This window comes from Nocardia sp. NBC_01009 (genome assembly GCF_045208035.1).
Lineage (GTDB): Bacteria > Actinomycetota > Actinomycetes > Mycobacteriales > Mycobacteriaceae > Nocardia.
In genome coordinates, this window is record NZ_CP108695.1 from 4,764,025 (window position 1) to 4,782,805 (window position 18,781).

An 18,781-nucleotide genomic window follows, 5' to 3' on the forward strand; every position below is an offset into this window, starting at 1 on the left:
CACCATGGCCACGTGCGTATCGAGCCGACCGAACTCGCCGATGTCCTTGTTCTGGCGCCGGAGCCCTTTCGTGACGAACGCGGGCTTTTCACCAGGACTTTCGATGCCGAGGAGTTCGAAGCCGCGCTGGGTGTGCCCGGTGCCGCGGCAGCGTTCCTGCAGGACTCGCAGTCGCGGTCGACACGCGGGGTGATCCGGGGCATGCACGGCCGCTCCGGGCGCGGCGAGGCGAAACTGGTGCGGTGCGCGAACGGCGCGGTGCACGACGTGCTCGTCGACATCCGGCCCTCGTCGCCGACCTTCGGGCAGCAGCAGGCTTTCCGGCTCGACGACAACGACTTCCGGCACCTGTACGTGCCGCCCGGGTTCCTGCACGGTTTCCAGGCGCTCACCGCGACGGCCGATGTGTGTTATCGCATCGATCGTCCGCATGATCCGACCGAGGACATCGGTGTCGCTTACGACGATCCGGACCTCGCCATCGGCTGGCCGTTGCCGGTCACCGTCGTCTCCGCCCGCGACCGCGCCGCGGGCAGTTGGCAGCACCTGGTCACACGAGTGCTGTGACACCCCGACCGCCGACCCGCCGCATCGAAGTGTCGAGAATCCCGGCGTCGCGAAGTTTCTCGAGGTGCGGCAGTCTGGTGAACCGGTGGAAAAAGTCGTCACTGGTGAGTCCCCTGGCTGTGTATTCCTGATACAGCTCTTGCGCGCCCGCCGGAATGGTCCATGCGGCGTGGAAGCCGATGGCTTCGCGCGCGGCGGAGAAGCCGACGCGATAGGAGCGCGGATCGGCGCCGCTCTCCCCGGTGATGTTGAGCCGCGAACCCGGGACCGCGTCCACCACCGCCTGCGCGATGTCCGCGACGGTCAGGTTGTTGGCCTCGGTGCCGATATTGAACGCGCGGCAGTGAATCGCCTCGGTCGGCGCGGTGAGGCAGGTCGCGAAGGCGGTCGCGATGTCGGCCGCGTGCACCAGTGGGCGCCACGGCGTTCCATCGGAGAGCACCTTGACCTCCCCGGTGAGCACTGCGTACCCGACCAGATTGTTCAGCACGATGTCCGCGCGCAGCCGCGGCGAGAAGCCGAATGCCGTGGCATTGCGGAGAAATACCGGAGTGAAGTCGGCGTCGGCCAGTGCTGCGACGTCGTCCTCGACGCGTACCTTGCTCTCAGCGTAGGGCGTGATCGGCTTCAACGGAGCGTCTTCGGTGACCAGCTCTTCGCCGGCCGCACCGTACACCGAGCAGGTCGAGGCATAGAGGAAGCGCGCGACGCCCGCCGCTTTCGCGAGCCGGGCCAGCCGGACCGACGCGTGATGGTTGATGTCGTAGGTGATCTCGGGATGCAACGCGCCCAGCGGGTCGTTCGACAGCGCGGCGAGGTGGATCACCGCGTCGAAACCGGCGAGTTGCTCGACGGTCACATCGCGTAGGTCGACGGCGATGCCGGGCGGATCGCCGGGCAGCGCGCCGAGCACGCAATCGGCGAAGAACCCGGAATCGAGTCCGACCACGTCGTGCCCGTCGGCGCGCAGCACCGGAACCATCACAGTTCCGAGGTACCCCTGGTGCCCGGTGACCAGAACTCGCATGCTCATTTCCCTCCCAAATCGAGGACAACCTTATCGATCACGAATGCCTCGGCGTATTCGGCCCGGCACTGCACACCGCGCAGTCGGGCCAGGCCGGTGAACGCCTGCTCGTCGAACCAGTCGCGGCCTGCCTGCGACGGATAGTGCTTCAGCAGCAGCCTGGCCTTTGCCTCCGTGAATTCCGTGCTGACCGGGTGGAATACGGTCGGCTGTGGGGTGTCGGTCTCCCACTTGAGGATCTCGTAGCCGAGTATCAGGTGGTTGCGGAACTCGGTGGGGACCAGCTCCGCGAGCAGCCGATGGTCCTGGTGGGCATCGCCGCGCTGTGGCGCGAAGACCAGATCCGGATCCGACTTGCCACGGAAGTGCTGTACGGCGTTCTTGATTCGGTCCCAGTGCGCGGGCGCCCTGCCATCGGGAACATCGAGCACGGTGAGATCGAGATCGGCATTCGGACAGAATTCGGCCAGCGCCGTCTGCTCCTCGAACTCCCGCTCACTGTCGCCGCCGGAAATCACCAGGGCGCGGACCCGCAGACCGGGATGCTTCCCGGCCAGCGTCAGCAGGGTGGCGCCCATACCGATGGCGATGTCGTCGCAATGCGCGCCGAGTACAGCTATTTCGGTCAGCGGTGCGGTGGTCAGCGCGATCATGCGTCCTGCTTCTCCCACACCATCCACGGACGAACGCCGGTGCGATAGCCCGCGTCGAGCTCGGCGCGTTCTTTGAACGTGTCGGCGGGCTTCCAGAAGCCTTCGTGCTGGTAGCCGAACAACCGCCCCTGTCCGGCCAGGGCGCCGCAGGCGTCTTCGACGAGATCGCCGCCCGGCGGCAGCAGGTCGAGAACCTCCTGGGTGAGCACGAAGTAGCCGCCGTTCTCCCAGATCGGCATCCGCGACACCGGCATGATTTCTTTGACTTCGCCGTTCGCCGTCACGTCGACGCAGTGGAACGACGACTGCGGTGGCACGACCATCATCGATGCGGCGGCACCGGAAGCGGTGAACTTCTCGATCATCTCGTCCAGCGGCGCGTCGGTGAGGACATCGGCATAGTTGGCCAGGAAGGTCTCTTCGCCTTCGAGATAGGGGCGCACCCGGCGCAGCCGTTCGCCGATCGCCGACTGGACGCCGGTGTCGACGAAGGTGATCGACCAGTCGCTGATGTCGCTGTGCAGCAATTCGACACGGCCGTCACGGATCACGAAGTCGTTGGACACCGATTCCTGGTAGTTCAGGAAGAAGTTTTTGATGTGCTGGGCGCCATAGCCGAGGCACAGGATGAATTCTTTGTGCCCGAAGTGTGCGTAGTAGCGCATGACGTGCCACAGCAGCGGCCGGGGGCCGACCATCTGCATCGGCTTGGGGATCACGTCGTCGGTGCCGTCACGCATCCGCATGCCGTAGCCGCCACAGAACAGCACAACCTTCATCGCGCAGGCCTTTCGGTGTTTTGATTGCTCGGATCGGCGCCGGAGTCCAGCGCGGCGAAGTGCAGCGTGGGTAGTGGATAGACGAGCTGGGCGCCCCATTCGGTGATGTGGCGAAGCTGCTCGGTGATCTCGGCTTCGAGATTCCAGGGCAGGACCAGCACGACATCGGGCCGATCGTTGTCGATCCGCTCGGGCTCGTGGATCGGGATCCTGGTGCCTGGCGTGAACTTCCCGTGCTTATACGGGTTTCGGTCGACCGTGTAGTTCAGCAGGTCTGGCCGGATGCCGCAATAGTTGAGCAGTGTGTTGCCTTTGCCCGGTGCGCCGTAGCCGACCACGCGTTTGCCTTCGGCGCGCTGTTCGAGCAGGAAGCGAAGCAGCTCCTGCCGCACCGCGTCGGCACGGGGTTGCAGGTCACGGTAGCCGGCGACGTCGTGGAGACCGGCGGCTTCCTCGGTGCGGAGCACCTCGAGCATCCGCTCGCTCGGCCCGTCGGCGACCGCCTCGGGCCGTGCCCAGAGCCGAATCGAGCCGCCGTGGGTGGCAAGCAGTTCGACATCGACCACCGTCAATCCGGCGGTGGCGAGGGCCCGCTGGGCCGAGAGCACCGTGTAGTACTGGAAGTGTTCGTGGTAGATCGTATCGAACTGGCCCAGGCGCATCAGGTTCAGCGCGTGGTGCACCTCGATGGAAAGCCAGCCGTCGTCGGCCATGAGCTCGCGCAGCCCGCGGGTGAAACCGCGCAGGTCGGGGACGTGCGCGTAGACGTTGTTGGCGACGACCAGATTCGCGGGCCCGTGTTGGGCGCGGACCTTCGCGGCGGAATCCTCGTCCAGGAAAGCGGTTTCGGTGGGTACGCCTGCCAGCCGGGCGGCTGCGCCGACATTGACCGACGGCTCGATCCCCAGGCACCTGATCCCCGCAGCGACTGCGTGCTGCAGCAGGTAGCCGTCGTTGCTTGCAGCTTCCACTATGAACGAATCCGGTCCGAGGCCGAGCTTTTCGATGGCGTGGGTCACAAAAGCTTCGGCATGCCGAACCCAGCTATCGGAATACGATGCGAAGTAGGCATACTCGGTGAATGTTTCCTCGGGCGTGATCAGTGCCGGAATTTGCAAAAGGAGACACTCGTCACACAAGCGCAGGTGCAATGGGAAGGTGGGTTCGGCGAGATCGAGTTCGGCTGCGGCGAGGAACTTCTCGCATGGTGGGGTCGCGCCGAGGTCGAGAACGCTTGATAGCTTATTGGAATCACAGAGTCGACAACGCATGCAGGCCCCACTTCTGCGGCTAGTTTGATCGCCCGGCGCATTACCGGCACGCCCCAGACGTCGGTGCGATCCAGTGAGACGTTACAACGAATCGCCTGCATGGCGATGCTGAAATCTTCTGGGTGATAGCGGTTTCTGGACGGATTTCCCCCATTAACGATCGGTAGCATCCGAACAGTTACCGATAATGTCGGGGGCAATACTGTGATCGCGAAGCGCGGCCATCGGTGACGTACGTGCTTCACCTGCTTGGTTGTCGCTACAACGACTGTCGGGTGACGGGCGGGAAGCTGACCGTCCCGCTATTGGCTATCGCGTGGAATACTGTGCGGCCCTTGTGATTCGATATGTGAAACAGATTGTGTTCTGTAACAATCAGCTTCTGGTCACCGACTGATGGAACACCCCAGGCGGTCAGGCTGAGCCGAGGGGACCGATCGATGTCGATCGGGGGCAACGAGTTTCTCTCCCAGGGGGAGGTGCGTCTTCTTATGAGCTTCGAGCTCACCGATGGCGACGATCTGGATGTATCCGGACCGCCGCTGACTTCGCCGCGCTCGGAACGCGAGCGCTGGCAGGCCGAGTATGTACGCCGCTTGGCGGCAACGGATTCAGTGGTCATCGCCGTCGCTGTCGGGTTGGCACAGGTCATTCGCTTCGGTGGGCCGGTCGCACCGCCGCTGGCCTGGCCGATGCCCTATGAGGTCGGCTATGTAGTTGTCTCTACAACATTGGCTTTGGCCTGGATAACCTTTCTGGCCGTGTGCAATACCCGGTCACCACAGGTGGTCGGCATAGGCTCGGAGGAATACCGGCGCCTGGTCTCGGCCACATTGCGTTTGTTCGGTTTCCTTGCCATCGCGTCGCTGATCTTCCAGATCGAGTTCGCACGTGGTTATCTGGCGATCGCGTTGCCGCTCGGCTTGCTCGGGCTGATGTTCAGCAGGTTGCTGTGGCGGTTGCACGCGCGTGCACGCCGCGGTATCGGTGAGTACCGGACATCGGTCCTGGTGGTGGGTGGTGCCGAGGCGGCACAGGCGATGGCGACCGCGTTCTCGCGCGACCCGGACTCCGGCTATCAGGTGGTCGGTGTGTGCATTCCGGACGGCGTCGACGGAAGCACCGCCTACGGCATCGAAGCATCGGGGCGCACCTATTCGGTGGTCGGCGATGACCGGTCGGTACTCGAGGCGGTGCGCCGCAGCGGCGCCGATACCGTCGCAGTCACCGCGACCGACCATCTCGGCCCGGTCGAATTGCGCCGCATGGCCTGGGAACTCGACCCGATCGGGGTGGAACTGATCGTGGCTCCCGGCGTGGTGGACATCGCGGGCACCCGCCTGACAAACCGTCAGGTTGCCGGCATGCCGATGCTGCATATTGCGAAACCGCAGTACGACCGTGCCAAGTCGACCGGCAAGGCGGTGTTCGACGTCTGCTTCGCGGGCGCGGTGCTGCTGGCGATCGCGCCGGTGTTGCTCGCCATCGCGCTTGCGGTCAAGCTGACCAGCCCGGGGCCGGTGTTCTACCTGTCGGAGCGAATCGGGCGTGGCGGTAAGCCGTTCCGGATGATCAAGTTCCGCAGTATGTATGTCGATGCAGACAGCAATGTCGCCGCACTTATCGAGCGCAACGGCGGCAACCCGGTGTTCTTCAAGATGAAGGACGATCCACGCATCACGCCGATCGGGCGCGTCATCCGCAAGTTCAGCCTCGACGAGCTACCGCAGTTCCTGAACGTGCTCGGCGGTCAGATGAGCGTGGTCGGGCCGCGCCCGCAGGTGCAGCGCGAAGTGGACTCCTACGACGGCAACATGCGCCGCAGGCTGTTGGTCAAGCCGGGGGTCACCGGGTTGTGGCAGGTCAGCGGGCGATCGGATCTGTCGCTGGAAGATTCGGTGCGACTGGATCTTTCCTACGTCGAGAACTGGTCGATGGTGCTGGATCTGCTGTTGATCGCCAAGACCATCGGCGCCGTGGCCCGCGGCGAAGGTGCGTACTGATCGGCCCTGGTCAGGATGGCCGCCGGGCCGGGAATTCGGCGGCCAACTCCTCGAAGACCGCGGTGTTCATGGCGAAGGCGCGCTTGCCTTCGTCGAGCACTCTGCGGCGTTCGAGCTCGTCGAAGGGCAGTTGGTCCAGCAGGGCCCGGTATTCGCGCTTGAAGGCGGCCGGGTTGCCGACGGCATCGAAGACGTAGAAGCGCACGCCATCGCCCCGATGCGGCAGGTTCCACAGTTTTTCGGCGGTGCCGCGGATTACCTGTCCGCCGGACAGGTCGCCGAGGTAGCGGGTGTAGTGGTGGGCGATGTAGCCGGCGGGCCATTGGTGTGCGCACTCGACGATGCGGGCGGCGTAGGCGGCGGTCGCGGGCAGCGGTTGCAGATCTTCGCGCCAGGCCGGTCCGATCAGGTGGGTGAGGTCGCGTTCCAATTCTGCGGTCCTCGCCAGTTCCGGTCGGATGAACGGACCGGCGACCGGATCGTCGGAGAGGTGGCTCCAGCGCCCTTCGAGTGCGCGGTAGATGAACCAGAGCTGACCGGTGTAGCGGTGATAGGAGTCCACCCCGAGCGCGCCGCCGAGCATGTCGCTCATGAACCGGGAGTTCTCGGCCTCGGTGTGCTGTTCCTCGGTGGCGGTACGGATCGCCGTCGAGAACGGAATTGTGTCCGACATGTCCGAAACCACCTCGCTATCGCGCGGGAGTCCGCTGTATGGCTACCCTAACTAACCGGTACGACGATACCGGGTCACCGCCGAAGTCGCACGGGAGTCCGCAACGCGGCCCGGAAGCCGCGGTCGGCTCGGCGGCGGCGCACGATCGGCCTGCGCAGCGCACCGAAGCGACTCAGGATCCGTGGCCTGCGCACTGTGCGGTCGAACCATTCACCGAGGGTAACGCCCGCGGCCAGCGCACAGCCGACACCGATGGCCGCGAGCAACTGGTTGGCTCCGATCAGCAACTCGTCGTTGAGCAGCGCGTAGAGACCGCGGTACACGCTGAGTCCCGGCAACAGTGGCGTGATGCCTGCGACCGCGACGACCAGCGGCGGCGTCAATGCGCGCCGTGCCATCAGACCACCGGCGAGGCCGACCAGGGTGGCGGCTACGCCGGAGGAAACCACCGGTCCGAAACCGGTCTGCTGCACGAGCAGATAGCAGATCGTGCCCGCGGCACCGCTGCACGCGGCGGCGGCAAGGGCCCGGCGCTCGGCATAACACGCGAGGGCGAAGGCCAGCGCCGCGACCGCGCCCGCGAGTACCTTCAGCGCGAGATCGGTGATGTCACGGCTGGCTAGATACACCGGCGGAACCGTGGCGCCGACGAGGTCGCCGATCCGCAACGCGACCGTAATGCCCGCGATGATGCCGCCGGTCATCATGACGACCTCGAGCATGCGCGCGGATGCGGTGATCGGCGCGCCGGTGATGGCATCCTGCACCGCGCCGACCAGCTGTAAACCGCTGAGTAGCACGGTGATTCCGGCCGCGATGATCAGTGTCGGGTCGACATCGATATGCAGTGGCCCGGCCAGTGTGGCCAGCGCGACCGCGGGTGCGGCCGCGATGGCGCCGCCGACCATGTGCTGGAAGAAGAACGGCAGTCCGAACCGATTGAGCACCCGGTTGGCCCGGTCGATCGCCAGGGTGGTCGCGAAACTGATTGCGGCGACGAGCACACCGCCGCCGAGCAGGGCCGCGATGGCCGCGGCGAGCAGTGACCAGCCGAAGGTGGCCATCCAGCGGTGGTAGGGATGCGGGGCCGAGGTGATGGCGTCGAGCGCGGTACGTGCGTCCTCCGGGGCGACCACTTCATTGCGGATGCGGCGCGTGAGACGGTCCACGGCGGCCAACCTGGTGAAGTCGAGCGACCGATAGTGCACGATTCGCATGGTGCTCGCGGGCGGCAGTTCCGGACCTCGATCAGCCCAGATCCTGATCGCGTCATAGGTGACGTCGATGCTGCAGCGCGACAGCCCGTAGGTGGCGGCGATGAAACGCACCTGAGTGGTGGTGTCGATGACACCGGTGCCCGATGCCAGCACCACTTCGCCGACGCGAACGGCAAGATCGAGCACCTCGGCGACGCGGGCGTCGTCGGTGAGATCGATCGGCTGCAGCGGGGTCGGGGCAGCAACGATGGTGTCGGCGGTGGCCTGCCGGTCGGCGACCAAGCGCCCGACGGCCTGACTCACCACCGGAATTCGCGGTGGCCGGCGCCACCATCGGGCGCGTCGCCCGCCGAGTTCGTCGATCCGCGGATCGACGTCTTCTCCTCCCGAAAGTGCGTCAGAGCCCATGACCGCGAACCTAGTCATCTCGAGGTGTCGGCGTCATCCGCGCTGTTCGCGGCGGGCGCGTCGGTTCTCGTTCGGTACGGCAACAGCCTTGGTCCTGTCCTGAAAAGGTGGTAGAACTTGTTCTAATTCTGCGATGGGAGCGCGTACGGTGCGGTACGGAATTGTGTTGTTCACCAGTGACCGGGGCATTACGCCCGCCGATGCGGCAGCAGCTGCCGAACAGGCCGGCTTCGATGCCTTCTACGTGCCGGAGCACACCCATATCCCGGTGGTCCGTGCCGCGGCGCATCCCCGCACGGGCGATGCGAGCCTGCCCGACGACCGTTACCTGCGCACACTCGATCCGTGGGTCGCGCTGGCCACCGCCGCCGCTGTCACCAGCAGGATCACCCTGTCGACCGCGGTGGCGCTGCCCGCCGAGCACCATCCGATCACCCTCGCCAAAACCGTGGCCTCGCTGGACCACCTGTCCGGCGGCCGGGTCAGCCTCGGCGTCGGATTCGGTTGGAACACCGACGAACTCGCCCATCACGGGGTGCCGGCCGGGAAACGCCGGACGGTGTTGCGCGAGCATCTGGACGCCATGCGAGCCCTCTGGTCCGAGGAGGAGGCTAGCTTCGCCGGACAGTTCGTGAACTTCGGTCCGAGCTGGTCGTGGCCGAAGCCGGTGCAGAAGCGCATCCCGGTCATCCTGGGTGCGGCGGGCACCGAACAGTCCTTCACCTGGCTGGCGAAGAATGCCGACGGCTGGCTCACCACGCCGACCGAGGACGGTCTGGATACCAAGATAGAACTGTTGCACCGGGTCTGGCGTGAACACGAACGAACGGGGACTCCGGAGATCATCGCGCTCGCCGGGCGCCACGATGCCGCCCAGCTCGCGCAATGGGCCGAACTCGGGGTCACCGAAGCGGTATTCGGAGTGCCGGACCGCGACGCTGACGAAGTGCGTGGGTACCTGACGCGGCTGGCGGGAAAGCTTGGCGTCGAAGCTGCTCGCTGACCTCATCAGCGGTCCTGTCGTAGAGATTTTCCGCCCGCCGCACCAGGGTCGCAGACCCGGTGCCGCGGGCGGAGTCTCTTCTGAGTGCTAACCGCGCCGCCTCCGTGCGAACAGCCAGCCACCGATCGCGCCGAGCACACCGACGCCCGCGGCGCCGACAATGGCCACCACAATCAACGCCGAGGATTTCGATTCGGTCGCGCCCGCCGCACTCGCGGCCGCGCCGGGGGCGCCTGCACCCGTAGACTTTCCGCCGCCCGCCGGGGTGTTCTCACCGAAGACGCCGTCGGTGGCCGAGGTCGAATACTTCGGCCCGCCCTCCTGAGCGCCGGAGACGGTGAGATCGAGGCGAATCGGAACCGGGGTGCTTCCGCGGTCCGCGGAGGTCGAGCCGAGTTTGACCGCGATGTAGTACCAGCCCGCGACGGCTTGCGTGCGAATGTCGTGGTCGTCGGCATTGCGATTGTTGTACCTGATCGGCACGGTCGCCATCGCGGGGTCGTTGGACGGCAACACCTGGTCGGAACCGGTGTACACCATGGTGTCATTGTCGATTCTCTCGCGGATGGGGGAGTACAGGGTGGTGGTGATATTCGAGAAGTTTTCGCTTTGGTGGTTGCCGGTCGCGCCGAAGCGCACTCGATACGCCAGACCTTGTCCCCAGTTCAGTCGAACTCGGTAGAAGACGAACTCGCCGGGCCGCACGGTGTCGGTGTAAGTGCCGCTGGCAGGCAACTCAGCGGCGACATTGAAGGACCCACCGCCCGTTGCCGCGGTACGCGCGCCGGTCGGCTCGGTGAAGGTCGTCGCGGGTCGCACGGCGACCGGGCCGGGATCGGTCGCGGCGGGTTCGATGCCGACGAGCAATTCGATCGGCAGTCGCTCCGGCACCCCGTTGGAGACGTGATCCCAGGTCAGCGCGAAGTAGTACCGGCCGCCGCCCTTGCATTTGTCGGCGCTTGTGTCGTCCTTGCGTTCCTTGGTTGCGCCGTCGAAGGCCTGGGCGACGGTGAGCGCCACGCCGTCGCTGGAACTGGTCGTCATCTCGGATTCGAAGGCGTTGCAGTCCCTGCCATCCCTCCCGTAGACGTGCATCTGGAGGGTGTTGATGTCGTCGGTGGAGGAGATGTTCGGCAGCCGAGGGAAGGACACGGTGCCGCTGAAGTAGGCGGTAGCGCCTGCGGGCACTTCGACGGACCAGTAGCGCTTTTCCTTCTGGCCTATGGTGTCCAGGTATTGGCCCGGTGTCGCCACCGGCGCGGTGTCGTAGGTGGCGGTGCCGGTGATCGGTGCCCCTGCCGCCTTGTAGTTGCGCAACGCGGCCGAGGTGACTCGGGGCAGCGTCCGCTCGAGCGCGGGGCCGTCGGCGGCGTCGGTGTAGGTGCCACCGGTGGCCTGGGCCATACAGGTGAGCTGGGCGCGGGCCTTGGCATCCACCGCGAAGCCGATCGCGTGCATGACCAGGTCGAGGCCCTGCTGCTTCAATTCCCTTGCGACCTCACACGGGTCGGGCGGTGAACAGGTGTCGTCGCCGTCGGAGACCAGCACGATCGAGCGCGGTCCCGACTTGGGCAGGGTCGCTGCGGCCTCGCGCAGCGCGGTGCCCATCGGCGTCCAGCCGCTTGCCTTGATGCCGTCGACCGCGCTGGTGAGCGCGGCCTTGTCGAGCGTGTCCGGCTTGTGCAGTACCTGTACGTCCCGGCACCCGGCCGGTTTGTCGGCCTCGGCGTTGCCGGTGCTTGTGCCGTAAACAGTCAGCCCCACCTTGGATTCGGCGGGTGCGGAGCCGACGAAAGTCCGTACGGCGTTCTTGGCGGCATCCATCATGGTGCCCGCCGGGTCGGGACGCTGCATGGAACCCGATGCGTCCAGGATGAGCATGGTCGGCGCGTATTGAGGGGCCTGCTCTTGGCCCTCCTCCGCGTGGGCGGGTAGGGCAGCAATGGAAAGGCTTGTCAGCCCGATAGCTATCGCCGCGGTGAGCCCTGTCAGTCGCTTGGTAACTCTCGACATGGTCCTCGTCTGCTTGGTTCGCCTGCTGTATTGCGAGTTGGACATTACAGACAGCAACCAGTCGGTTCCCTTGTTCAAAAGCTCACCCGCATAACAAATCGTTCATCGCTGCTGGTTATCGCACCAGGTCGGCGCGTGCGCGACGACCCACCAGGAGCGGGAACCCCTGGCGGGTCGCCTCGCGATCAGCGCAGGTCGCGACGGCGGAAGGCGGCGATGCCGACCGTCAGCAACACGGCCGCGATCCCGAGCAGCCACAGCACCGGGGCAGCGTGGAAGGCCGCGCCGGGCAGCTTCGGCGGATGGACGAACGGCACCAGGTCTACGAGCCACTGCGGCAGTCCGTCGAGCGAGCCGAGGAAGAAGATCACCATCATGACGCTCAGTACGCCCCAAGCGACCGGCGTGAATCGTGGCACTATGCCGTAAATGGCCACCGCAATTCCGGTCACCACCCACACCGCGGGCAGCTGAACCGCCGCCGCGCCGAGTGTGTCGCCCAGCTTGGCGGCCAGGTCACCGTCCATCGCGCCGTAGACAATGCCGATCGCCGCGCCGGCGATCATCAGGACCACCACCGGACCGAGCAGTGCGAGACCGATGTGGCTCACCGCGTACCGCACCCTGCTCACCGACCCGGCCAGGGTCGCCTCCGCGCGCTGACTTGATTCCTCCTCGTGCAGGCGCAGCACCGCCGAGATGGAGTAGGCGGCCGCCGCGACGGCGAGCATGGCGATCGCGAAGGTGATGAAGGAATTCTGCAGGACATCGGTGCCGCCGACCCGGGCGAGCATGTCGCGGATCTGTTGGCTGTTGTCGAGCATCTTGCCGACGGAGTCGAGGGCGCCGCCCATCAACATGCCGTAGAGGAGGAAGCCGACGGACCAGGCCAGCAGTGAGCCGCGCTGCAGCCGCCACGCCAGCCCGGTCGGTCCGGACAATGTCGGCGCCGCGACCGGCGGGCCGGGGCGCTCCGCGAGCAGCCCCGAGCCGGTGTCGCGCCGGCTCAGCAGTACATAGGCGGCCGTGGTGGTGAGCACGGCAACCGCCGCGAGCGGAATCAGGACCCACCATCGTTCATCCGCGTACGGCCGCATCTGGATGCACCAGCCGAGCGGTGAAAACCAGGACAGCACACCATTTCCCGCATCGCCGACCGCGCGCAGCGCGAACGCGGACCCGAGCGCGCCGAACGCGACGCCGCGTGCGATTCGCGCGCTGGTGCTGACCTGGGCGGCGACCGCGGCGACACCAGCCCAGGCCAGACCCGATGCGGCCAGCGCCGACCCGAAGGCCAGCGAACCGGTGGCGGGCAGGTCGTTGGCGGTCAGCAGTAGCGTGCACAGGATTCCGGTGACCAGACAGCCTGCCGCGGTCATCAGCATGGCTGCAGTGAGTCCGGCATAGCGGCCGATGCTGGTCGCGCCGACCAACTCGGCGCGTCCGGTTTCCTCTTCGACCCTGGTGTGCCGAATGACGGTGAGGATCGTCGCGATCGCGATGATCGCGAAGTAGGGCCCGGCCTTCCACAGGGCGATCGAGCCGAGTTCGGTGCTGAAAACCGGCCCGTACATGGCGACAAGCGCCGGGCTTTCGGTGATGGACTTGGCGTAGTTGTCGAGCTCGGCTTGGGTGTCGTAGACGCTCTTGGTGCTCGCGACGTAGGAGGCGGGCAGCATGCCGAAGGCGAGTACCCACAGCGGCAACACGATTCGGTCGCGGCGCAGGTAGAGGCGAAGCAACTTGGCGGTACCGGCGAAGTCGGCCGAGCCGCGCACGGCCGGGGCCGCGTGGTGCCTGCCGGCGGTGATGGTGGTCATGCTCGCACCTTCTCTCCGGAATGCGTGGCGGCGGTCCGCGAGTCGTTGCCGTCGACGTGGTAGTGCCGCATGAACAGTTCTTCCAGCGTCGGCGGCGCGCTGACGAGGCTGCGTACGCCGGTGTCGCCGAGCACTCGGATCAGCTCACCGAGGTGCTCACCCTCCACCTGGCAGCGCAGTGTCGAGCCGTCGAGTTCGACATCCTCGACGCCGGGGATGCGGGTGAGATCGCCTGGGTTGCCGAGCAATTCAGCGGTGATCGAGGTGCGTGAGAGGTGTCGCATATCCGCCAGCGAGCCGCTCTCCACGGTGCGGCCGGCCCGGATGATGGTCACCCGGTCGCACAGCACCTCGACCTCGGACAGGATGTGGCTCGACAACAGGACTGTGGTGCCGCGCTGGTTGGCTTCGTCGACGCATTCACGGAATACCTGCTCCATCAACGGATCCAGACCCGAGGTCGGCTCGTCGAGCAGCAGCAGGCGCACGTCGGAGGCGAGCGCTGAGATCAATGCGACCTTCTGCCGGTTGCCCTTCGAATAGGTCCGCGCCTTCTTGCGCGGATCCAGGTCGAACCGTTCGATCAGCTCGGTGCGCCGCTGTTCGTTGATGCCGCCGCGCATTCTGGCGAGCAGGTCGATGGTTTCGCCGCCGGAAAGCGATGGCCATAGTGTGACATCACCTGGTACATAAGCGATTTCGCTGTGGAGGGCGACCGCATCGGCCCACGGGTCGCGGCCGAGTAGCGCGACTTTCCCTGAGCTGGCACGCAGGATGCCGAGCAGGATGCGGATCGTGGTCGACTTGCCGGCCCCGTTGGGGCCGAGGAAGCCGTGGATTTCACCTTCGCTGACCGTGAGATCGAGTCCGTCGAGCGCGGTGAAGTGGCCGAAGTTCTTGTGCAGATCATGAACTTCGATGATGTCGGACATCAGGTCTCCTTGTCGAGTGTGTCCAAAATCGAGGGGTCGGTGAGTAGGCCCTGGGTGTAGAACTCCAGGGCAGGTGGTGTGAGCTCTTCGGTGAGCTCACGGGTGATCTTGCGGAAGTCGAGCTTCTCGCCTCGTTGTTGACGCATCTGCACGTAGAGCAGGGTCGCGCCGAGGTTGAGCATCATCAGATATCTGGCGCGCGCAGCCGGGTCTCGGCTCGGCTTGATGCTGCCGGCGTCGACTCCGGCCTGGATGTACACCTCAGCATCGGAAACCATGTGCTCGAAAAGGGATTCGGCCAGTGGGCCGCCCGATTGCAGGCTGCGCACCATATAGGCGACCAGCGGTCCGTATTCCTCGATGTCGGCCAGCGCGGTGAGCATGCCTTTCGCGATGCTCGGTGCAGTGGTTGCCTTGGCCTTCTCATTCCTGGTCAGCTCCAGCACCCGCTCGTCGCAGGCGGCCCGCAGGCCGTCCTTGGAGCCGAAGTGATGGTTCACCAATCCGGGGGAGACGCCGGCGGCGGCGGCGATGACACGGACTCCGACCTGGAATCCGTGCTCACCGAACACCTCGATCGCGGCATCGCGAATTCGGGCGGCGGTCGTGAGATCTGAGGTCTGTGTCACGGCGAATTCTATCTCGGCGGGTCTTTGCGGTAGGGCTCCTCGGTTAAACGCATGTTCAATATATTAAACGACTGTTCAACGAGGGGCAAGAGTTTCGCGCAGGATGTCGTGTCAACTGTCACGGTTTGCCCGAGCCGGGGCGGGCTAATGTCGAGTTATGACTACCGGCACCGCATCGACGGCAGATCACCTTCGCGCAGCGCTCGACGGACCATGGGGCGCGGTCCGGGAAGAGGCCCGCGGCCAGCTCGCGGACGAGAAATTCGCCGGAGACCCCTACCTCGACTACAAGGCAGCGCGGGCGCGGGTCCTCGACCAGATGCGGGCCATCGCGACCATGGGGATCGCCGAGCGTGGCTTCCGGCTGGAGAACGGCGGTACCGGAGAACCCGGCGCGGCCGTCGTCGCCTTGGAGATGCTGGCATACGCGGACCTGTCACTGTGGGTGAAATCGGGTGTGCAGTGGGGCTTGTTCGGCGGTGCCGTGGAGAACCTCGGCACCGAACGTCACCGCGATGTGGTCAAGGCGCTGCTGTCGCTGGATCTGCTCGGTTGTTTCGCGATGACCGAATCCGGGCACGGTAGCGACGTCGCCAACCTCGAGACGACCGCAACCTACGATCCGGACACCCAGGAATTCGTCGTGCACTCGCCGACGCCGTCGGCGCGCAAGGACTACATCGGCGGTGCGGCCGAACACGCAAGGATGGCAGCGGTTTTCGCGCAGCTGATCACCCAGGGCGAGAACCGTGGCGTGCACTGTCTGCTTGTCCCCATCCGGGACGAGCACGGCATTGATCTGCCCGGCGTCACCACCTACGACGACGGGCTCAAGGGCGGGCTGCCCGGTGTCGACAACGGGCGCATCGTGTTCGACCAGGTACGGGTGCCACGGGAGAACCTGCTCAACCGTTTCGCCGATGTAGCTCCGGACGGCGCCTACGACACCGAGATCGAGAATCCGAGCCGCCGCTTCTTCACCACCCTCGGCACCTTGGTGCGCGGTCGAGTGAGCGTCGGCGGTGCCGCGGCCGCCGGTGCGCGGGTCGCGCTGAGCATCGCGACGAGGTACGCGCTCGAGCGGCGTCAGTTCTCCGACCCGGACACCGGCCAGGAGACGCTGCTGCTCGACTACCGCAGTCACCAGCGCCGGTTGCTGCCGTTGATCGCCCGGTCCTACGCGCTGGCCTTCGCGCAGAACGATCTGGTGCGCCGTATGCATCTCGTGCAGACCGGTCAGGACCTGGACCCCGGCTCGCAGCGGGCGCTGGAGACGCGGGCCGCGGGCCTGAAGGTCGCACAGACCAGGCACGCGACCCGCGCCATCCAGGAGTGCCGCGAAGCCTGCGGCGGCGCAGGCTATCTCACCGAGAACCGGCTGGTCACGCTCAAAGCCGACACCGATGTGTTCACCACCTTCGAGGGCGACAATGTCGTGCTCACCCAGCTGGTGGCCAAGGAACTGCTCACCTCCTATTCGGATGAGATTCGTGAGCTCGACGCGCTCGGCTGGGTGCGCTTCGCTGCGACCATGGCCGGCGACGTGGTGCGCAAGCGTTCCGGTGTGCGCCAACTGATCCAGACACTGCGCGACCGCGGTGACGACACCGTCGACGAGGCCGATGTGTCACGCCGCTCGGTGCAGTTGCAGCTGTTCGCCGACCGTGAGGACTATTTGGTCCGCACCGCAGGCCACCGGCTGCGCGCACGCGCGAAGGACACGACTCCGTTCGAAGCGTTCAACAACGCGCAGGACCACATCCTCGCCGCAGGCACCGCGCACATCGATCGGTTGATTCTCGAGGAATTCATCGAAGGTATTGCGGGCATCGAGGATCCGGCGGCACGCGACCTCGCCGAGACGGTCTGCGATCTGTTCGCGTACTCGATGCTCGAGGAGGATTCGGCCTGGTTCATCATGCACCGGTTCATGTCGGTCGAACGGGCGAAGGCCGTGCGCAGGGGAGTCAACGAGCTGGTCGACCGGCTGCGCCCGGACGCGCTCACGCTCGTCGAAGGCATGGGTGTGCCGCAAGGGATGTTGCGTGCGGCGCTGCTGTCGGACGCGAGCGTCTTCGATCGGGCGGGCCGCAGCGAGGCGCCGGTGTAGGACAGTCGCGGCTTGGGGCTGGGTCGCTAGGCGTCCAGCCGCGCGGCCGGGTGTACGCGTTCGGTCCGCAGGAGAAACCGTTCGGCAGGCCAGCACAGCGCGGTGACCATGGCGATCGCGGCGGCCGCACCGCCGAGGATGTCGGTCGGTAGGTGATAGCCGAGACCGATCATGCCGACAGCCGCGCAGAGCATGGCGAGCACACTTGACCCGAGTGTTGTCGCCCGCGCCCTCGGCACGTCGGTCAGCAGCACGAAGGCACTGGCCACTGCGACCAGGTGCACCGTGTGTCCGCTCGGATACGCCAGGTAATCGTGCAGCGGCCGCTCCCACAGCGGTTTGAGCAACCAGCTGTTGACCGCGACGGCGAGTTCGGGAACCACGACCATCGTTGCCGCGCGCCACCATTGGCCGCGGTAGGCGAACCAGCAGGCGGCCACGAGCAGCAGTGGTATCACGATGTAGCCGTTGCTCGGGATCACGAGGGTTTGGTACACGCCGGGATGGCTGTCGAGCGCCGAGTGGATCGGCGCGGCAAGGTCGCGATCGAGGTCGGTCGGCCCGTCGTCGTGCGGAAAACTCAGCGGCAGACTCACCGTGACCACAGCACAGAGCGACACAAGGCCCAGCCGGAATGCGGTAGGCCAACCGAGTGCCTGTCGTGTGGTGCTCACGCCGACGACGATAGCCAGCGGTCGTGGTGGATCAGCCGGGCCCGTAGGTCAGGATCGCGGTGACGACGAACCAGAGAACCCACGCGAAGCCGATGACCATACCGATCGCCAGCGTGATCCGCATGAACGCCCTACCGAGGTCCATATCGCCCGACTCTCGCGGATACAGCTTCCACGGGCTGTACCACGGCGCTTCGATCACCAGGGCGGGCGAGTGCGCTTCCCGCTCGGCCATCGCCAGTTCCTCGGCGTAGGCCTCGGCCTGGGCCTGCTGGGGGCCGCCGTGCCAGAGCGTGATGTCGATCGGGCCGATGAACCCCTCGTTCAGCAATTCCTGTGGTGCGGGCAGATACGGCAGGATGCCCAGGCTGCGGAAGGCCACCGCGACATCATTGGCCGTCCACAGCTGCTTCTCGCTCTCGGCCAGGGTGTCGAAATAGTGGCGCAACCTGCCGGGGTCGGTACCGAGGATCACATCGAAGCTCGGGTCGCTCCACGCCTGCTGGACCTTCAGCTCCGCACCGCGCAACGGGACGATCAGCGCGACGCCGTGCACCGCGCGCTGGCCGAGGCCGCGCGCGGCCAACCAAGTCTGCAGGGCGAAGGTGTGCTCGCGCGACTTCTCCAGTGGGGTGCGCCGATCCCGGCCCTCCATGGCGACCGGCTCACCCGAGATCGTCCATGCGCCGTTGAGCGGGATTTCCAGCACGCCGTCCTGGCGGGCGACCAGCGCCTCGGCCTCGATCACCACGCAACTGGTCGGTGTCCAGACCACGGCGTCGAACTGGTGCAGCCGATCCTTGTGGAACAGACTGCAGTTGATTGTCGCGACACCGTGCGGGCTTGCCGGGTCCTTCCAGGTGCGCAGCCAGTCGATCAACGCCCGTTCGGCGTTGGTGCCTGCCGGATTCTGCACTCGCACGAGCATTCACGACCGCCCTTCACGTCGACACTCGATGGTGGAAAGGATACGAGCACCCGGGCCCGGTTCGCTGCGCCTGC

Annotated in this window: 16 protein-coding genes; 4 read left to right on the top strand and 12 right to left on the bottom strand. The window is 66.0% G+C overall.

Annotation, left to right across the window (positions count from 1 at the left end; genetic code table 11):
• Nucleotides 1-12 precede the first annotated feature (12 nt).
• Nucleotides 13-567, top strand: a complete 555-nt coding sequence (gene rfbC, locus OHA42_RS21330) for a dTDP-4-dehydrorhamnose 3,5-epimerase (RefSeq protein WP_406229653.1) — start codon at nt 13-15, stop codon at nt 565-567.
• Here rfbC and OHA42_RS21335 read toward each other — a convergent pair.
• From OHA42_RS21335 to OHA42_RS21350, 4 genes are read right to left on the bottom strand one after another with little or no spacing between them, the layout of a single operon-like run.
• Complete coding sequence (locus OHA42_RS21335; RefSeq protein ID WP_406239502.1) at nt 551-1,594, bottom strand: NAD-dependent epimerase/dehydratase family protein; 1,044 nt, start codon at nt 1,592-1,594, stop codon at nt 551-553. The two genes, rfbC and OHA42_RS21335, sit on opposite strands and share 17 nt — an antisense overlap.
• Before the next feature lie 2 nt (nt 1,595-1,596).
• Entirely contained in the window at nt 1,597-2,247 is a 651-nt protein-coding gene (locus OHA42_RS21340; protein ID WP_406229654.1) for a PIG-L deacetylase family protein, read from the bottom strand.
• On the bottom strand, nt 2,244-3,026 hold the full coding sequence (locus OHA42_RS21345; RefSeq protein WP_328400077.1) for a glucose-1-phosphate cytidylyltransferase: 783 nt from the start codon (nt 3,024-3,026) through the stop codon (nt 2,244-2,246). The genes OHA42_RS21340 and OHA42_RS21345 overlap by 4 nt, the downstream gene beginning before the upstream one ends.
• Nucleotides 3,023-4,297 (bottom strand): methyltransferase domain-containing protein, encoded by a 1,275-nt coding sequence (locus OHA42_RS21350; protein ID WP_406229655.1) that lies wholly within the window; start codon nt 4,295-4,297, stop codon nt 3,023-3,025. Before OHA42_RS21350 ends, OHA42_RS21345 begins: the two co-directional genes overlap by 4 nt.
• Nucleotides 4,298-4,788: 491 nt before the next feature.
• Here OHA42_RS21350 and OHA42_RS21355 point away from each other — a divergent pair, with 491 nt between their 5' ends.
• Nucleotides 4,789-6,300, top strand: a complete 1,512-nt coding sequence (locus tag OHA42_RS21355) for a sugar transferase (RefSeq protein ID WP_406229656.1) — start codon at nt 4,789-4,791, stop codon at nt 6,298-6,300.
• Nucleotides 6,301-6,310: 10 nt separating this feature from the next.
• Here OHA42_RS21355 and OHA42_RS21360 read toward each other — a convergent pair whose 3' ends face one another.
• Both OHA42_RS21360 and OHA42_RS21365 read right to left on the bottom strand, forming a co-directional pair.
• Nucleotides 6,311-6,973: a heme oxygenase (biliverdin-producing) gene (locus OHA42_RS21360; RefSeq protein WP_406229657.1), complete on the bottom strand. Its 663-nt coding sequence runs from the start codon at nt 6,971-6,973 to the stop codon at nt 6,311-6,313.
• Between the two features lie 74 nt (nt 6,974-7,047).
• Nucleotides 7,048-8,598: a threonine/serine exporter ThrE family protein gene (locus OHA42_RS21365; protein ID WP_406229658.1), complete on the bottom strand. Its 1,551-nt coding sequence runs from the start codon at nt 8,596-8,598 to the stop codon at nt 7,048-7,050.
• A 133-nt stretch (nt 8,599-8,731) separates the two neighbouring features.
• Between OHA42_RS21365 and OHA42_RS21370 the strand changes: the two genes are divergently transcribed.
• Nucleotides 8,732-9,601: a TIGR03619 family F420-dependent LLM class oxidoreductase gene (locus OHA42_RS21370; RefSeq protein ID WP_406229659.1), complete on the top strand. Its 870-nt coding sequence runs from the start codon at nt 8,732-8,734 to the stop codon at nt 9,599-9,601.
• 87 nt (nt 9,602-9,688) lie between these two features.
• On the opposite strand, the gene OHA42_RS21375 is transcribed toward OHA42_RS21370, so the two are convergent.
• The 4 genes from OHA42_RS21375 to OHA42_RS21390 form a co-directional block, all read right to left on the bottom strand.
• On the bottom strand, nt 9,689-11,614 hold the full coding sequence (locus OHA42_RS21375) for a vWA domain-containing protein (protein ID WP_406229660.1): 1,926 nt from the start codon (nt 11,612-11,614) through the stop codon (nt 9,689-9,691).
• 185 nt (nt 11,615-11,799) lie between these two features.
• Nucleotides 11,800-13,434, bottom strand: coding sequence for an ABC transporter permease (locus tag OHA42_RS21380; protein ID WP_406229661.1), 1,635 nt, complete (start codon nt 13,432-13,434; stop codon nt 11,800-11,802).
• Nucleotides 13,431-14,366 (bottom strand): ATP-binding cassette domain-containing protein, encoded by a 936-nt coding sequence (locus OHA42_RS21385; protein WP_406229662.1) that lies wholly within the window; start codon nt 14,364-14,366, stop codon nt 13,431-13,433. The genes OHA42_RS21380 and OHA42_RS21385 overlap by 4 nt, the downstream gene beginning before the upstream one ends.
• Complete coding sequence (locus OHA42_RS21390) at nt 14,366-14,995, bottom strand: TetR family transcriptional regulator (protein WP_406229663.1); 630 nt, start codon at nt 14,993-14,995, stop codon at nt 14,366-14,368. Before OHA42_RS21390 ends, OHA42_RS21385 begins: the two co-directional genes overlap by 1 nt.
• Nucleotides 14,996-15,152: 157 nt before the next feature.
• Here OHA42_RS21390 and OHA42_RS21395 point away from each other — a divergent pair, with 157 nt between their 5' ends.
• Nucleotides 15,153-17,105, top strand: coding sequence for an acyl-CoA dehydrogenase (locus tag OHA42_RS21395; RefSeq protein ID WP_406229664.1), 1,953 nt, complete (start codon nt 15,153-15,155; stop codon nt 17,103-17,105).
• A 26-nt stretch (nt 17,106-17,131) separates the two neighbouring features.
• Here OHA42_RS21395 and OHA42_RS21400 read toward each other — a convergent pair whose 3' ends face one another.
• Complete coding sequence (locus OHA42_RS21400) at nt 17,132-17,779, bottom strand: phosphatase PAP2 family protein (protein WP_406229665.1); 648 nt, start codon at nt 17,777-17,779, stop codon at nt 17,132-17,134.
• 31 nt (nt 17,780-17,810) lie between these two features.
• Nucleotides 17,811-18,707: a nuclease-related domain-containing protein gene (locus OHA42_RS21405; protein WP_406229666.1), complete on the bottom strand. Its 897-nt coding sequence runs from the start codon at nt 18,705-18,707 to the stop codon at nt 17,811-17,813.
• Between the last annotated feature and the right edge of the window lie 74 nt (nt 18,708-18,781).

What these genes read in the sequence shown, in the direction of transcription:
- OHA42_RS21335 (WP_406239502.1), bottom strand. Translation starts at nt 1,594, where the DNA reads ATGCGAGTTCTGGTCACCGGGCACCAGGGGTACCTCGGAACTGTGATG.
- OHA42_RS21340 (WP_406229654.1), bottom strand. Translation starts at nt 2,247, where the DNA reads ATGATCGCGCTGACCACCGCACCGCTGACCGAAATAGCTGTACTCGGC.
- OHA42_RS21345 (WP_328400077.1), bottom strand. Translation starts at nt 3,026, where the DNA reads ATGAAGGTTGTGCTGTTCTGTGGCGGCTACGGCATGCGGATGCGTGAC.
- OHA42_RS21350 (WP_406229655.1), bottom strand. Translation starts at nt 4,297, where the DNA reads ATGCGTTGTCGACTCTGTGATTCCAATAAGCTATCAAGCGTTCTCGAC.
- OHA42_RS21355 (WP_406229656.1), top strand. Translation starts at nt 4,789, where the DNA reads ATGAGCTTCGAGCTCACCGATGGCGACGATCTGGATGTATCCGGACCG.
- OHA42_RS21360 (WP_406229657.1), bottom strand. Translation starts at nt 6,973, where the DNA reads ATGTCGGACACAATTCCGTTCTCGACGGCGATCCGTACCGCCACCGAG.
- OHA42_RS21365 (WP_406229658.1), bottom strand. Translation starts at nt 8,598, where the DNA reads ATGGGCTCTGACGCACTTTCGGGAGGAGAAGACGTCGATCCGCGGATC.
- OHA42_RS21370 (WP_406229659.1), top strand. Translation starts at nt 8,732, where the DNA reads ATGGGAGCGCGTACGGTGCGGTACGGAATTGTGTTGTTCACCAGTGAC.
- OHA42_RS21375 (WP_406229660.1), bottom strand. Translation starts at nt 11,614, where the DNA reads ATGTCGAGAGTTACCAAGCGACTGACAGGGCTCACCGCGGCGATAGCT.
- OHA42_RS21380 (WP_406229661.1), bottom strand. Translation starts at nt 13,434, where the DNA reads ATGACCACCATCACCGCCGGCAGGCACCACGCGGCCCCGGCCGTGCGC.
- OHA42_RS21385 (WP_406229662.1), bottom strand. Translation starts at nt 14,366, where the DNA reads ATGTCCGACATCATCGAAGTTCATGATCTGCACAAGAACTTCGGCCAC.
- OHA42_RS21395 (WP_406229664.1), top strand. Translation starts at nt 15,153, where the DNA reads ATGACTACCGGCACCGCATCGACGGCAGATCACCTTCGCGCAGCGCTC.
- OHA42_RS21405 (WP_406229666.1), bottom strand. Translation starts at nt 18,707, where the DNA reads ATGCTCGTGCGAGTGCAGAATCCGGCAGGCACCAACGCCGAACGGGCG.